This window comes from Robbsia betulipollinis (assembly GCF_026624755.1).
Lineage (GTDB): Bacteria > Pseudomonadota > Gammaproteobacteria > Burkholderiales > Burkholderiaceae > Robbsia > Robbsia betulipollinis.
Genome location: NZ_JAPMXC010000010.1, coordinates 252976 through 266910, shown reverse-complemented (window position 1 = coordinate 266910; position 13935 = coordinate 252976). Strand labels below are relative to the sequence as shown.

Annotated in this window: 10 protein-coding genes; 4 read left to right on the top strand and 6 right to left on the bottom strand. The window is 67.8% G+C overall.

The genetic code is table 11. The features are described 5' to 3' along the window. Nucleotides 1–27: 27 nt before the first annotated feature. Nucleotides 28–1059: a histone deacetylase family protein gene (locus OVY01_RS18985; protein WP_267849136.1), complete on the top strand. Its 1032-nt coding sequence runs from the start codon at nucleotides 28–30 to the stop codon at nucleotides 1057–1059. 5 nt (nucleotides 1060–1064) lie between these two features. On the opposite strand, the gene OVY01_RS18980 is transcribed toward OVY01_RS18985, so the two are convergent. Together OVY01_RS18980 and OVY01_RS18975 are read right to left on the bottom strand one after the other, a co-directional pair. Continuing rightward, complete coding sequence (locus OVY01_RS18980) at nucleotides 1065–2537, bottom strand: cytochrome-c peroxidase (RefSeq protein ID WP_267849534.1); 1473 nt, start codon at nucleotides 2535–2537, stop codon at nucleotides 1065–1067. 1 nt (nucleotide 2538) lies between these two features. Continuing rightward, on the bottom strand, nucleotides 2539–4185 hold the full coding sequence (locus OVY01_RS18975) for a phospholipase C (protein WP_267849135.1): 1647 nt from the start codon (nucleotides 4183–4185) through the stop codon (nucleotides 2539–2541). 287 nt (nucleotides 4186–4472) lie between these two features. On the opposite strand from OVY01_RS18975, the gene OVY01_RS18970 reads away from it, so the two are divergent. Genes OVY01_RS18970 through OVY01_RS18960 form a run of 3 tightly spaced genes read left to right on the top strand, consistent with a single transcriptional unit; the run spans nucleotide 4473 to nucleotide 7060 of the window. Further along, the gene (locus tag OVY01_RS18970) at nucleotides 4473–4772 is read left to right on the top strand and encodes an ArsR/SmtB family transcription factor (protein ID WP_267849134.1); all 300 of its coding nucleotides are present in this window, start codon (nucleotides 4473–4475) and stop codon (nucleotides 4770–4772) included. Nucleotides 4773–4783: 11 nt separating this feature from the next. Next, entirely contained in the window at nucleotides 4784–5959 is a 1176-nt protein-coding gene (locus OVY01_RS18965) for an MFS transporter (protein WP_267849133.1), read from the top strand. A gap of 39 nt (nucleotides 5960–5998) precedes the next feature. Then, the gene (locus OVY01_RS18960; protein WP_267849132.1) at nucleotides 5999–7060 is read left to right on the top strand and encodes an alkene reductase; all 1062 of its coding nucleotides are present in this window, start codon (nucleotides 5999–6001) and stop codon (nucleotides 7058–7060) included. Nucleotides 7061–7135: 75 nt separating this feature from the next. Here the strand turns inward: OVY01_RS18960 and OVY01_RS18955 are convergent, their stop codons facing one another. From OVY01_RS18955 to nirB, 4 genes are all read right to left on the bottom strand, one after another. Next, nucleotides 7136–7774 carry a YbhB/YbcL family Raf kinase inhibitor-like protein gene (locus tag OVY01_RS18955; RefSeq protein WP_267849131.1) on the bottom strand — a complete coding sequence of 213 codons (639 nt, stop codon included), beginning with the start codon at nucleotides 7772–7774 and terminating at the stop codon, nucleotides 7136–7138. A gap of 122 nt (nucleotides 7775–7896) precedes the next feature. Next, nucleotides 7897–10842: a nitrate reductase gene (locus OVY01_RS18950; RefSeq protein WP_267849130.1), complete on the bottom strand. Its 2946-nt coding sequence runs from the start codon at nucleotides 10840–10842 to the stop codon at nucleotides 7897–7899. After that, nucleotides 10839–11165: a nitrite reductase small subunit NirD gene (gene nirD / locus OVY01_RS18945; protein WP_432422281.1), complete on the bottom strand. Its 327-nt coding sequence runs from the start codon at nucleotides 11163–11165 to the stop codon at nucleotides 10839–10841. Before nirD ends, OVY01_RS18950 begins: the two co-directional genes overlap by 4 nt. A 306-nt stretch (nucleotides 11166–11471) precedes the next feature. Further along, complete coding sequence (nirB, locus tag OVY01_RS18940) at nucleotides 11472–13904, bottom strand: nitrite reductase large subunit NirB (RefSeq protein ID WP_267849129.1); 2433 nt, start codon at nucleotides 13902–13904, stop codon at nucleotides 11472–11474. Nucleotides 13905–13935 lie beyond the last annotated feature (31 nt).

The window sequence follows — 13935 nt, the reverse complement described above, 5'->3', positions numbered from 1 at the left end:
CTCGCGCAGTGAACAAAGGCCTCCGACATGCTGACCTTCTTCCACCCCGACCAACTGCTCCATCATCCCCGCAGCTATCTGTCCCGAGGACAGATGCGTTCCCCGCAGGAAGTGCCGGAGCGGGCGGTGCAACTGGTGGCCGGCGCGCACGCGCTCGGCTTCGACGTCCGGCAGCCCGGCGACAGCGGCTTGCGGGCGCTCGCGGCGGTCCATGACGCCGGTTATCTCCAGTTTCTCGAAACCGCGCACGCGGCGTGGAAGGCCGTCCCGGAGGATTTCGGCGACGAAGTCATGTCCAACGTCTTCGTGCGCGACCCCAATGGCTTGCGCAGCATCCTCGGAAAAGCCGCGTACTACCTCGCCGACGGCAGCTGCCCGATCGGCGCGCTGACCTGGCGCGCCGCCTACTGGGCGGCGCAGGACGCGATCGCGGGCGCGCAGGCGCTGCTCGACGGCGTGCCGTCCGCCTATGCGCTGTGCCGGCCGCCCGGCCATCACGCGCGCCGGGCGGCCGCGGGCGGCTTCTGCTATCTGAACAATGCCGCGATCGCCGCCCAGGTATTGCGCGAACGTTTCGGACGCGTCGCGGTGTTCGACGCCGACATGCATCACGGCCAGGGCATCCAGGAAATTTTCTACGATCGCGACGATGTCTTCTACGCGTCGGTGCACGGCAGCCCGGTCAACTTCTATCCGGTCGTGGCCGGCTTCGACGATGAAACCGGCCACGGCCCGGGCACAGGCTGCAATCTCAATCTGCCGATGCCGCACGGCGCGAGCGAAGCCGTCTTCTTCGAAAGAATCGACCAGGCGGTGGCCGCCATCGAACGCTTCGCACCCGCCGCGCTGGTGTTCGCGCTCGGCTTCGATGTTTTCGAGAAAGACCCGCAGACGCGGGTCGCGGTGACCCGCGAGGGCTTTCGCCGCCTGGGCGAAACCGTCGCGGCATTCGGCGTGCCGACGCTGATCGTCCAGGAAGGCGGCTACCATATCGCATCACTACAGGACAATATGGCGCAGTTCTTCGGGGGTTTCGCTCGCCCTCATCGGCCCGGTTAGCCCCGTCAGCCCGGTTGGCGGCGTGCGGCGGCCACCGGCCGCTCCGGTCGATACCCATCGCTCAACGTGCCGAGAAAGGCGATCACGTCGCGGATCTCCGCGGCGTTCAACGCCGGGGCGTCGCCGGCCTTGCGATCGAACGGCGCATCCGCGGTATCGACGTTCTTCCTGTAGCGCGCCGGCAGATCGTTGTAGACGTCGATCGTGCCGTCGCGACGGCGCGGATACCAGCGGGCCGGATCGGTCTCGCGCTCCACATAGAAGTGCATCACGTCGTCGAGCGTGTGAAACACGCCATTGTGGAAAAACACCTGCCGCGTGGCGACATTGCGCAACGTCGGGGTCTTGAACAGACCGCAATACGCGCTTGCCCCGCGCAGGTCCCGGCGCATCGGTCCGCACAGGCCCAGATCGTAATAATGCGGATCGCGGTTCGCCAGCAGCGTCATATTGCGCGGCGCGCCGAACGCCTCGAACTGGAAATCGGTGAACACCGGCGGAAACATGCCGTCGACCGACGGCTTGTCGATATGGCAGGACGAACAGTTGCCCTTCTTCGGATCCTCGAACAATTGCAGACCGCGCGCTTCCTGGAGCGTCAGCGTCGCGTCTCCCGCGAGGTAGTAATCGTATTTGCTGTCGTACGGATGAAAGCTCGGGTCCTCGAACTGGTAGCGCGCCAGCGCGAACAGCGCCTCGCTCATCGCCAGCGGCGCGTTGTCGAACACCGCTGGGCCGAACAGCTTGCGAAAGTCCTCCGCATACGGCGTGCGGCGCAGGCGCTCGAGCACCGCCGCGTCGCTGACGTTCGCCATCTCGTGCGGGTCCAGAAACGGGCCGTCGGCCTGATCCTGGAAGGAGTCGGCGCGGCCGTCCCGGTCGAGGCCGCCCTGCGGCACGTTCGCCGCCGCAGCAGCCTGCTGCGCCGCCTGCGCGCCCGTGGCGTTGCCGCCTTTCGCCACCGAGGCCACCTTCACGTCGCCGGCCGGCGGCGGGGGCGGCGCGAGCGCCGCATCGGTATCCGGCACCGAACTGTTCGGCCCGATCGTGAAATTGGGATTGTGTTCCAGATAGCGCAGCGACGGCACCGCCCGCGTGCCCTGGTCGCGCAGGCGCGTGCCGCCCAGCTGCACGGCCAGGCCATTCGGCGGCCCGTACGCATGCTCGGGACTGTGGCAGGACGCGCAGGCCATGCGTCCCGAAGCCGACAGGGACGCGTCGAAAAACATCCGCCTGCCGAGTTCCGCCGCCGCGCTCAACGTCACGGGGCGGCCGGCCAGCGGCGCGGCATGGTACGGCGCGCCGCGGCCTGGGGCGCCGGGAACGGCCGCCGTGACGGGCGTGGCGAGCGGCACCGGCGCGGAGGCGGAAAGGGGCGCGACGACCGGCGTCGCGGCCGAGGACGCACCGGATGCCGGCGCGACCTTTTCGCACGCGCTCAGCGAGAGCAGTGCCAGCAGAGCGGCCAGCCAGCGCATCTCACTCACCGCTCGTCGTCTCGGTCGTCGTGGTGGAGGTGGCCGTTGTCGCCACGGTTGCGGTCGTCGTCGCCAGGCCGGTGCCCGTGTCGAGGAACAGCTTCGGTGTCTGGCCGCCGCCCGAGAAATCGAACATATTGTCGATCGTGCCGGCGATCGCGTCGAACGACCCTTGCCCGATGCGCGCGCCGGAGAGCCAGTTGTCCTCGATGAAACGCAGCACCGAGGTCTGATCGGTCAGGGTATGGTCGACGTAATTCGCCTTCGCGTAGGGCGAAATCGCCAGCAGCGGCAGGCGCGGGCCATACCCGCATCGGCCGTTCACGGGCTTGCCGGTCAGACCCGCCAGCGGCGTGCCGCTGCCGCAGGCCGACGTGCCGCTGAGGGTATCGGATGTCGAGAACGACGGATTGACGAGATGGTTCGCATGATCGTACCAGCCGTCCGAGTCGTCATAGGCCAGGATCACCACCGTGTCCTTCCAGTCCCGCTGCTTCTGCAGGAAATTCACCACCGTCGTCACGAAGGTCTGTTCGTCGAGCGGATCGGAATTGCCCGCGTGCGCATCCTGATACGCCGGCGCCTTCAGAAAGCTGACCGACGGAAAATTGCCCGCGTTGATCGCCGCGTAGAAATCGTTGATGTCGTACCCGTGGTTGGCCGCGTCGGCGCTGTTGCCGATGAGCGCGGTCGAGGTCGGCCGCACGTGCTTCGGGTTTGCCGTGGACGCGTAGTACTGGAACGGCTGATGATGCGGCACGTAGTCCGCCTTGTAGCCGCCCACCACCGCCGAATACGAACTGCGCGCGCAGCCGGTCGTGCCGTTGGCGTTCGTCGCCGTCAGATCGAAACCGCCCTCGAACCAGCCCCAGCTGACATGCGCCGCGTTCAGCAGGTCGCCGATGTTGCGTCCGCTCATCGACGCGTTCGCCGTGGTCGACGAACACACGTCGCCGGCAGGATCGGTATCGCCGATCATCGTGTAGGCACCCTGACCGTCGGCGATCAGCGCGTTGGCGGTGGCCGTTCCCACCGCCGCCACCGCACCGTTGGTCTGCCCGGAAATCAGGTTCAGCGCGCCCGGCGTCGAGGGTCCGAACTGCGTGTCGAAGGAGTTGTCGTTCAGGGCGAAATGCTGCGCGTAGTTCCACATCGCGGTGACGGTATTGCCGTCGTAATAGCCCATCACCAGGCCGGTGGTATAGAACGGGCCGGCGCCGCCCGACGCCGACGTGCGCCCCGTGTACAGCGGGAAAAGATCCATCTTCAGGCCGTCGAACGCGTTCTGCTCCGGCGTGTAGTTATGGTTCTGCGACGCCGTGAGAGCCTGCGACCGGTCCAGACGGAAGGGATTCGCCGCGCCGGTGCCGTTGAGGGTATTCGTGCTGTTCGGGTTCGCGGTGAGCAACGCGGTCGTCAGATTGTTCAGGCTCGGCGTACCCGCCAGCGCGGTGAATGCCGGCTCGCCCGTCGGGTTCGTCGCATTCGGATAGGTCCCGAAATAATGGTCGAACGCAATGTTCTCGCCAAAGATCACGACCACGTGCTTGATCGGCGTCGCGGTCGACACCGCATCCTGCGCGGTAAGCGCGGCCGACGATCCACCGCCGCAGGCGGCTTGCATCGCGCACAGCAGCGCAATCGACATTACGGGAATCACGGCATGGAGGGCAAAGGGGGGGCGCGGCATACATCCTCTTGTTCCGGCGGGTGCCGGAGGCGGTTTTCCGGGAAGGCCGCGTAACATTAAGCGACGGCCAAGACGCGCCGATGACGGTTTGCTGACGATCGCCTTTCGGTTTGACCCTTCGGTTTGACCCCTCTACCACCAGGGCGAACCGCATATCGTAGAATGACGATACGTAATTCGAGAAATGGCGATACGTGCGTCGCGGCGCGCCCCTTCGCGATATCTCTTTTTTCCTGGAAACAGGCATGGACGTCGACGCCATCCACAAGGCATTGAGTCACCCCGTACGACGCCAGATTCTCGACTGGCTGAAAACCCCGGCCGCGTATTTTTCGATGCAGGACCATCTGCCGCTCGAAGTCGGCGTCTGCGCCGGCCTTATCGACGCGCGCACCGGGCTGTCGCAGTCGACCGTCTCGGTGCATCTGGCCACGCTGCAACGCGCCGGGCTGGTGACGTCGAAGCGGATCGGACAGTGGGTGTTCTTCAAGCGCGACGACGCGACGATCGCCCGTTTCAAGCGGCACATCGATACCGACCTCTAACTCCGCACCTCATGCCCCTGGCCCTACTGGTTCTCGCGCTCAGCGCCTTCGCGATCGGCACGACCGAATTCGTCATCATGGGCCTGCTGCCCGACGTCGCGCGCAATCTGGACATCTCGATTCCCGCCGCGGGCTGGCTGATCAGCGGCTACGCGCTGGGCGTGGCGATCGGTGCGCCGCTCATGGCGGCGGCCACCGCGCGCCTGCGCCGCAAGACCGCCCTGCTGGTATTGATGGCGATCTTCATCGCCGGCAACATCCTGTGCGCGCTTGCCGCAAACTACGGTTTCCTGATGGTCGCGCGCATCGTCACCGCGCTGTGCCATGGCGCCTTCTTCGGCATCGGCTCGGTCGCCGCGGCCGGTCTGGTGCCGCCGAACCGCAAGGCCTCGGCGGTGGCCCTGATGTTCACCGGCCTCACGCTGGCGAACGTGCTCGGCGTGCCGCTGGGCACCGCGCTGGGCCAGGCGGCCGGCTGGCGCACGCCCTTCTGGGCGGTCGCCGTGATCGGCGTGCTGGCTTTCGTCGGGCTCGCCCGCGTGATGCCCGCCGGTCACGACGAAAGCCCGCCGCAGTTGCTCGCCGAGTTGCGCGCGCTGAAGAACTGGGGCGTCGCGATGGCCTTGCTGACGACGATGTTCTTCTCCGCCGCGATGTTCGCGCTTTTCACCTACATCGCGCCGATCCTCGAACAGATCACCGGTCTCGCGCCGCATGGCGTAACCTGGACGTTGTTCCTGATCGGCGTCGGGCTGACGCTGGGCAATTTCATCGGCGGGCGCAGCGCCGACCGCCATCTCGGCAACACGCTGATCGGGGCCTTCATCGGCATGGCGTTGACCGCGCTCGCCCTGTTCTGGAGCAGCCGCGCATGGCTTCCCGCGGAACTCACGCTGCTGCTCTGGGCGATCGTCACCTTCGCCGCGGTGCCCGCCCTGCAGATCAATGTCATGACCTTCGGCAGCAATGCGCCGAATCTGATCTCGACGCTGAACATCGGCGCCTTCAATCTGGGCAACGCGCTGGGCGCCTGGGTGGGAGGATCGGTGATCGATCACCACCTCGGCTTGCGCGCGGTGACGCCCGCCGCCGCGCTGCTCGCCGTGATCGCGTTGTGCACGACCCTGCAGTCCCTGCGGCTGGCGCGCCGCGCCCTGCCGCAAGCGGCCTCCCCCCTCGCGCCGTAACCCCGTGCGCGATTCAACCCTTCTTCAAGGACCTCTACGATGCCTACGCTTTTCGATCCCCTCCAGGTCGGCGACCTGAACCTGCCGAACCGCATCATCATGGCGCCGCTGACGCGTTCGCGCGCCAACGGCGGCGCGCGCGTGCCGAACGCGCTCATGGCGCAGTACTACGCGCAGCGCGCGTCCGCCGGACTCATCCTGACCGAGGCCACCAGCGTCTCCCCGCAGGGCGTCGGCTATGCCGACACCCCGGGCATCTGGAGCGACGAGCAGGTGGCGGGCTGGAAGCAGATCACCGACGCGGTGCACGCGCAGGGCGGGCGCATCGCGCTGCAACTCTGGCACGTCGGCCGCATTTCGGACCCGAGCTTCCTGGACGGCCAGCTGCCGGTCGCGCCGAGCGCGATCGCCGCCGAAGGGCACGTCAGCCTCCTGCGTCCGATCACCCCGTTCAAGACGCCCCGTGCGCTCGAAACCGCCGAACTCGCCGGCATCGTCGAGGCCTACCGCAAGGGCGCCGAGAACGCGAAGAAGGCCGGTTTCGACGGCGTCGAAGTGCATGGCGCGAACGGCTATCTGCTCGACCAGTTTCTGCAGGACGGCACCAACAAGCGCACCGACCAGTACGGCGGCACGATCGAGAACCGCGCGCGCCTGCTGCTCGAAGTCACCGATGCCGTGATCGGCGTCTGGGGCGCGGGGCGGGTCGGCATGCATCTCTCGCCGCGCGGCGACATGCACACGATGCACGATGCCGATCCGCTGGCGACGTTCACCTATGTCGCCAGGGAACTCGGCAAGCGCAAGATCGCCTTCATCGCCGCGCGCGAAAGCCTGGGCGAGAACCGTATCGGACCGCAATTGAAGGCGGCCTTCGGTGGCGTCTACATCGCCAACGAGAAGTTCACGCCGGAGACCGCGCAGGCGACGCTGGACGCGGGCGAGGCCGACGCGTTCGCGTTCGGCGTGCTCTTCATCGCGAATCCGGACCTGCCGGAGCGCTTCGCCGAGCATGCGGCGCTGAACAAGCCGGATCCGGACACGTTCTATACGCCGGGCGCGAAGGGCTATACGGATTATCCGGCGCTGGGCGGCAACTGAGGGGCCGTGCAGCAACGGCCTCCCGGCCGACCGGCCGGGGCCGCATGAGATTCATGCGGCCCCGGGCCCGCTCCCTCAACGCCCGTAACGCTGCACCACGCTGGTTGCGGCCAGCACATGGCCGTCCATCGCGGCGAACAGCGCTTCGCGCTTCATCGCCAGGGGCAGCGCTTCGGGCGACAAATCGAGCGCGAAGACCTGGATCACGTAGTGATGCGCGACTTCGCCCAGCGGCGGGCAGGGGCCGTGATAGTCCAGCGTGTCGCCGCTGTTGCGTCCGCCCCGGCCCGGCAGGTCGGCCGCCGTGCCCGCGCCTTCGGCGAGTTGCGTGAGGTCGCCCGGCAGACCGTAGTGAATCCAGTGCACGACGCCCAATCCGCTACGCCCGTCCGGGTCCGACATCACGACGGCGAAGCTGCGCGTGCCGGCGGGCACGCCCGTCCAGGCAAGCGGCGGCGAAACGTTGTCGCTGTGGCAGGAGCCGCCGTTGGCCTCGCGCTGCGGCGGAAACGTCGCGCCGTCGGGGCTGCCGGGAACCGACAGGACGAACTGCGGCGACTGCCGGTGCGGGCTTTTCGCCGACGGCCTCTCGAAAGCCGCGGCGGCGGCCGGTTCGGCCAGCGCCTGCCCGCATGCGACGGCCAGGCAGGCACCCGCGATCACACCGACGACGGACCGGCGGGCACGTACATTCAAAAGCTGTTGCTTCGTCATGGATCTGCTTCCTTTGGGCAAAGGCGCCTGAACGCCAGGAATTTTGGGATGTTATCGGACGATTATCATCGATCCTGACGGATTTCGCCGCTTTGCCCTGCCATTCGCGGCCGACTCAGGGTTCAGGCCGGCACGCGCGCCGCGCACAGCCGCGTCAACTCCGGCACGCAGGAGCCGCATACCGTACCGCAGCCCAAGGTGTGCTTCAACGTGGGCACGTCCGCGCCGTTCGCCACCGCCCGACGAATCACCGATTCACGCACGTTCCGGCAACTGCACACCACCCGGTCGCGCGGCGTGTCCGGCTGCGCGCCCGTGGGCGCGAAGGCCGCGAGCCGCGAGCCCTGCCAGGGCGCGCCGTCGATCAATTGCCCGCGCAGGCGTTCGCCCAGCGCGATGCTGGCCGCCTCGCCCGCGAAGATGAATCCATCGAGCCGCGCGCCGGCCCAGACGGCCCGTTTCAGCGTGCCGCGCCGCGGATCGCGATAATCGAGCGCATCCGGCCCCGGCAGTAGCGACAGCAGCACGGCGACGCGCTCAAGCCAGTCGTCCCGCGGCGTATCGGCGGCGGCGCGCAGGGCCAACACCCAGGGGCCGTCGTCGCGCTCTCGCTGCGCGCCGGGGTGGGCGCCTCCCGCCCCGGCAGCATCCGCCTGGCCGGTCTGGCTCGCGGCGCCCGCCACCGCCGCACCGGCGGGCGCTGCCGCCATCACCCGATGCACGCTCACCGCCGCGTAGCCGCACTCCCGGAGCAACGGCGCCAATCCCGCCTGAAGGTCCAGCAGGTGATCCAGGTCGCCGATGACCCGCGCCAGCGACACCGCCCAGCCCAGCAGCGCGCGTTCGATGCGCACCGCGGCATGCTTGAGTTCCGGCTGGAACGCACGCGGATCGACGGCGCCGATGGTCGTCTCGTTGATGCCGCCCGAGTTGAGCATCTGCCCGTTCCAGTGCATCGCCGCGAAGACGCTGCCCGGCGAGACGTCGGCGGACGTCGCCAGCGGCAACACCAGCGCGCCGCGGCGGCTGGCGATGCGCAGCAGTTCGCCGTCGGCGAAACCACGCCGCAGCGCGTCGCCGGGGTGCATCGTCAGCGTGGGTTCCGGCGCATGCGTCGCGAGGCCGGGCACGCGCCCGGTACGACTCATGCCGTGCCATTGGTCGCGCACCCGGCCCGTCGTCAACTGGAACGGAAAACGGGCGGTGATGGGCTCGGCCACCGGCAGATAGTCCACCGCGTGGAACCGCGCCCGCCCGTCGGGCGTCGCGAACACGCCATCGGTATAGCGGCGTGCCTGTCCCGCCGCGGCATGCGCCGGATAAGGCCACTGCTGCGGGCCGTCGCGTTCGAGCGTCGCGTAGCTGAGCCCGCCGATATCCAGGTCGCGCCCTTCGGTGAGCAGCCGGTGCTCGTCGAAAACCGCCTCCACGCCGTCGTGCGCGAACAGCCGCGATGCGAAAGATACCGCGTCGGTACCGCCGATCCCGCCGTCCCCGTTCGCCGAGCGGCCCGCCTTCTCCACGCCACGCCCGCGCGCCAGCCGCGCCTCGATGCGCCGCGCCACGTCGCGCACGATCCGCCAGTCGGCGCGCGCCTCGCCCGGCGCGTCGACCGCGCGCCGCACGCGCGAGATGCGCCGTTCCGAATTCGTCACCGTGCCCGATTTCTCGCCCCAGCTCGCGGCGGGCAAAAGCACGTCCGCGTAGGCGGCGGTGTCGATGCCGGCGAAAGCGTCCTGAACCACGACGAACTCGGCGGTTTCCAGCGCCTCGTGCACGCGGCCGATATCCGGCATCGAATGCGCGGGATTCGTGCAGGCGATCCATACCGCCTTGATCCGGCCGTCGGCGATCGCGTCGAACATCGCCACGGCCGGCAGACCCGGTTTGTCGGATACCCGATCGATGCCCCAGAGCCGCGCCAGCTCCGCCCGGTCGTCGGCATTGCCGATCTCGCGGTGCGCGGCGAGCATCGTCGCCATGCCGCCCACCTCGCGCCCGCCCATCGCGTTCGGCTGACCGGTCAGCGAGAACGGCCCCGCGCCCGGGCGGCCGATCTGGCCACTGGCCAGATGCAGATTGATCAGCGCCAGGTTCTTGTCGGTGCCGTGGCTCGACTGATTCAGGCCCATGCAGTACAGCGACAGCGAGGCGGGGCTCTCGCCGAACCATTGCGCCGCGGTCAGCAGGTCCTGTTCGGCGATGCCGCAGATCTCCGCGGCGAAGCGCGGCGTGTAGTCGCGCACGCGCTGCTTCAATGCGTCGAAGCCCTGCGTGTGCGCGGCGATGAAGGCCGGATCGACGTGCTGCTCCCAGATGAGATGATGAAGCATGCCGTTGAACAGCGCGACATCGGTTCCGGGCTGGATGCGCAGATGCAGGTCGGCCATCGCGGCGGTGTCGGTGACGCGAGGGTCGACGACGATCCAGCGGGTCCCCGGATGCGCCGCGCGCGCCGCTTCCAGCCGGCGAAACAGCACCGGATGCGCCCAGGCCGCGTTGCTGCCGGCGAACAGCACGGTGCGCGCGTGATCGAGATCCTCGTAGCAGCCGGGCGGGCCATCGGCACCGAAGGCCAGCTTGTAGGCCGCCACCGCGGTCGACATGCACAGCCGCGAATTCGTATCGATGTTGTTGGTGCCGATCAGCCCCTTCGCCAGCTTGTTGAAAAGATAGTAGTCCTCCGTCAACAACTGGCCGGAAACGTAGAACGCCACGGCATCGGGACCGTGCTCGGCGACGATCGCCGCGAACCGGTCCGCGACCTCGTCGAGCGCGGCATCCCACGCCACTTGCTCGCGCGGCAGCGCGCGCGCGCGACGCATTTCAGGATGGAGCAGGCGGCCGCGCGCGCTGCGCGCCGAATCGGCCAGCGCCAGACCCTTGCTGCACAGCCGGCCCTGGTTCGCCGGATGATCCGGGTCGCCCCGCACGCCGACGATGCGCCGGCCATCGGTCTCGATCAGCACGCCGCAGCCGACGCCGCAATAGCAGCAGGTCGAGGCGACCTCGGCAGTCGGCGCGACCGTCGGCGCGATCTCCGTGACCAGCGCGAGCGGCGCGGTCATGACAGGTCGAGATAGACGTCGCCGCCCTCCACCCGCACCGGAAAGCGCCGGGCGCACCCCTCGTCGGGCGCGCGCGCCGTGCCGGTGTCGAGCGCGATCTGCCAGCCGTGCAGCGGACAGGTCACGGTCTCGCCATGCACGATGCCCTGCGAGAGCGGGCCGCCCTTGTGCGGGCAGCGGTCGAGCAGCGCGAACACGGCGTCGTCCTGCGTGCGAAACAGCGCGAGATTGCCGCTTTCGCGCACCACCACCCGGCTACCCAGCGCGGGGATGTCGTCGACGCGGCACACCCGCGTCCAGTGATCGATCGTCATGACGCTCATCGCGATTCCCGCCTTTTACCGAGTTATACACAGACTTGTTAACAGGCTGCGTCAAGCCAGCCCGGAATACGCCGAGACGCCATGCAGATTGCCGCTCCACCGCATGTCCGTCCATTTTTCCATCCTCTGCGGGCGATCTTATGCACCGCCTTATACACCGGTTTATGCACAGCAGTTACCCACAGGCTGCCCACATCTTGTCAACGCCTTGCCCACAGGCTTATGCACGGCTTGCACACAGGGCATTCAATCGGCGGGAACGTTTTATCCACAAAATTATCCACAGCCGCGATCCGCCCGCCGGGGTCATACCGATACCGTCAGCGGCGTGAATTCGTCATGCGCCTTGCCCGCGATGCGCTCGGCCCACGGGTCCGACATGCCTTCCAGCGAATACAGCAACCGCTCGTACAGGGCGCGCCGGTTCGCCGCGTCGGCGACCACCTGCGCCTTCACGTACTCCAGTCCGACCCGCGCGATGTAGTGCACCGTGCGGTCCAGATAGAAGGCTTCCTCGCGGTACAGTTGCAGGAAGGCCCCGGTGTATTCCTTCACTTCCTCCGGCGTCTTCACCTTGACGAGGAACTGCGCGACCTCCGTCTTGATGCCGCCATTGCCGCCCACGTACAGTTCCCAGCCGCTCTCGACGGCGATCACGCCCACATCCTTGATACCGGACTCGGCGCAGTTGCGCGGGCAACCGGACACGGCGAGCTTCACCTTGTGCGGGCTCCACATATAGCCGAGCATCGTCTCCAGCGCGATGCCCATGCTGGTGCTGTCCTGCGTGCCGAAGCGGCAGAACTCGCTGCCCACGCAGGTCTTCACGGTGCGGATCGATTTCCCGTACGCGTGCCCCGACGGCATGCCCAGATCGCGCCAGACATCCACGAGATCGGTCTTCTTCACGCCCAGCAAATCGATGCGCTGTCCGCCGGTGACCTTGACCATCGGCACCGCGTACTTGTCGGCCACGTCGGCGATGCGCCGCAATTCCGCCGCGTTCGTCACGCCGCCCTTCATCTGCGGGATCACCGAGAACGTGCCGTCCTTCTGGATGTTCGCGTGCGCGCGTTCGTTGATGAAGCGGCTTTGCGGATCGTCGACGGCCTCGCGCGGCCAGGTGGACAGCAGGTAGTAATTGATCGCCGGGCGGCAGGTCGCGCAACCGTTCGGCGTGCGCCAGTCGAGAAACCGGTACGCCTGCGCATGCGTGAGCAGCTTGTGCTCGCGAATCGCGCGGCGCACGTCCGCGTGGCCGTGGTCGGTGCAGCCGCAGACCGCGCGCGTCTTCGGCGTTTCCTGGAAGCTGCTGCCCAGCGTGTTCATCAGGATCTGCTCGACGAGACCGGTGCACGAACCGCACGAACCCGACGCCTTCGTGCACTTCTTCACTTCGTCGAGGGTGAACAGGCCCTGTTCCCGGATCGCCTTGACGATCCTGCCTTTGGTGACGCCATTGCAGCCGCAGACCTCGTCGCTGTCCTGCATCGCCATCGCGCGGCTCTGCCCCTGGTGACCGGCATCGCCCAGATTCGATTCGCCGAACATCAGGGACTCGCGCAGCTCGCCGATCGCGCGCCCCTCGCGCAGCAGCTTGAAGTACCAGGCGCCGTCGCTGGTGTCGCCGTACAGGCAGGCGCCGACGAGCTTGTCCTCGCGCAGCACCAGTTTCTTGTAGATGCCGCCCGACGGGTCCGACAGGACGATTTCCTCGGTGCCCTCGCCGCCCTTGAAATCGCCGGCGGAGAAGAGGTCGATGCCGGTCACCTTCAGCTTGGTCGACAGCACCGAACCCGAATAGCGCCCGTACCCCAGACCCGCGAGATGGTTCGCCGCCACCTTCGCCATGTCGAACAGCGGCGCGACGAGGCCGTAGGCGGTACCGCGATGGTTCACGCATTCCCCCACGGCGTAGATGCGCGGGTCGAAGGTCTGGAGCACGTCGCTGACGACGATGCCGTTGCGGCAATACAGCCCCGCGGCCTCCGCCAGCGCGGTGTTCGGACGAATGCCCACGGCCATCACGACCAGTTCCGTGGCGACTTCCTCGCCGTTCGCGAAACGCAGCGCCCGTACCTGCCCCCCCGCGTCGCCGAGGATCTCGGCGGTGCCATGCGCCATCAGGAAGCCGATACCGCGCGCCTCCAGGGCCTGGCGCAGCAGCTCGCCCGCGGTCGCGTCGAGTTGCCGGTCGAGCAGCGTCTCGCCGTTGTGCACGACCTGCACATCCATGCCGCGCAGTTTCAGGCCGTTCGCCGCCTCCAGCCCGAGCAGCCCGCCGCCGATCACGATCGCGCGTCGCCTGACGCGCGCCGCCGCGATCATTGCCTCGGTGTCGTAGATGTCGCGATAGCTGATCACGCCCTTCAGGTCCGCGCCCGGGACCGGGATGATGAACGGCCGCGAACCGGTGGCCAGCAGCAGCCGGTCGTACGGCGCCTCGCTGCCGTCGTCGGCGATCACCACGCGTCGCACGCGGTCGATCTTCGTCACCGTGCAGCCCAGCCGCAGCGTGATCCCGTTCTGCTCGTACCATTCGAGCGAGTTCAGGATGATGTCCTTGAACTCCTGCTCGCCGGCCAGCACCGGCGACAGCAGGATGCGGTTGTAGTTCGGGTGCGGCTCGCTCCCGAATACCGTGATGTCGTACTGCTCGGGCGCCAGGTGCAGCAGCTCCTCGAGAGTACGGATGCCGGCCATGCCGTTGCCGACGACGACGAGTTTGCGCTTGTGCATGAGATTCTCGAACGGGTGAATCAGAGACGAA

Bases quoted from the DNA above. Each gene is read 5' to 3' on its own strand.
- OVY01_RS18985 (WP_267849136.1), top strand. From the start codon at position 28: ATGCTGACCTTCTTCCACCCCGACCAACTGCTCCATCATCCCCGCAGC.
- OVY01_RS18980 (WP_267849534.1), bottom strand. From the start codon at position 2,537: ATGCGCTGGCTGGCCGCTCTGCTGGCACTGCTCTCGCTGAGCGCGTGC.
- OVY01_RS18975 (WP_267849135.1), bottom strand. From the start codon at position 4,185: ATGTCGATTGCGCTGCTGTGCGCGATGCAAGCCGCCTGCGGCGGTGGA.
- OVY01_RS18970 (WP_267849134.1), top strand. From the start codon at position 4,473: ATGGACGTCGACGCCATCCACAAGGCATTGAGTCACCCCGTACGACGC.
- OVY01_RS18965 (WP_267849133.1), top strand. From the start codon at position 4,784: ATGCCCCTGGCCCTACTGGTTCTCGCGCTCAGCGCCTTCGCGATCGGC.
- OVY01_RS18960 (WP_267849132.1), top strand. From the start codon at position 5,999: ATGCCTACGCTTTTCGATCCCCTCCAGGTCGGCGACCTGAACCTGCCG.
- OVY01_RS18955 (WP_267849131.1), bottom strand. From the start codon at position 7,774: ATGACGAAGCAACAGCTTTTGAATGTACGTGCCCGCCGGTCCGTCGTC.
- OVY01_RS18950 (WP_267849130.1), bottom strand. From the start codon at position 10,842: ATGACCGCGCCGCTCGCGCTGGTCACGGAGATCGCGCCGACGGTCGCG.
- nirD (WP_432422281.1), bottom strand. From the start codon at position 11,165: ATGAGCGTCATGACGATCGATCACTGGACGCGGGTGTGCCGCGTCGAC.
- nirB (WP_267849129.1), bottom strand. From the start codon at position 13,904: ATGCACAAGCGCAAACTCGTCGTCGTCGGCAACGGCATGGCCGGCATC.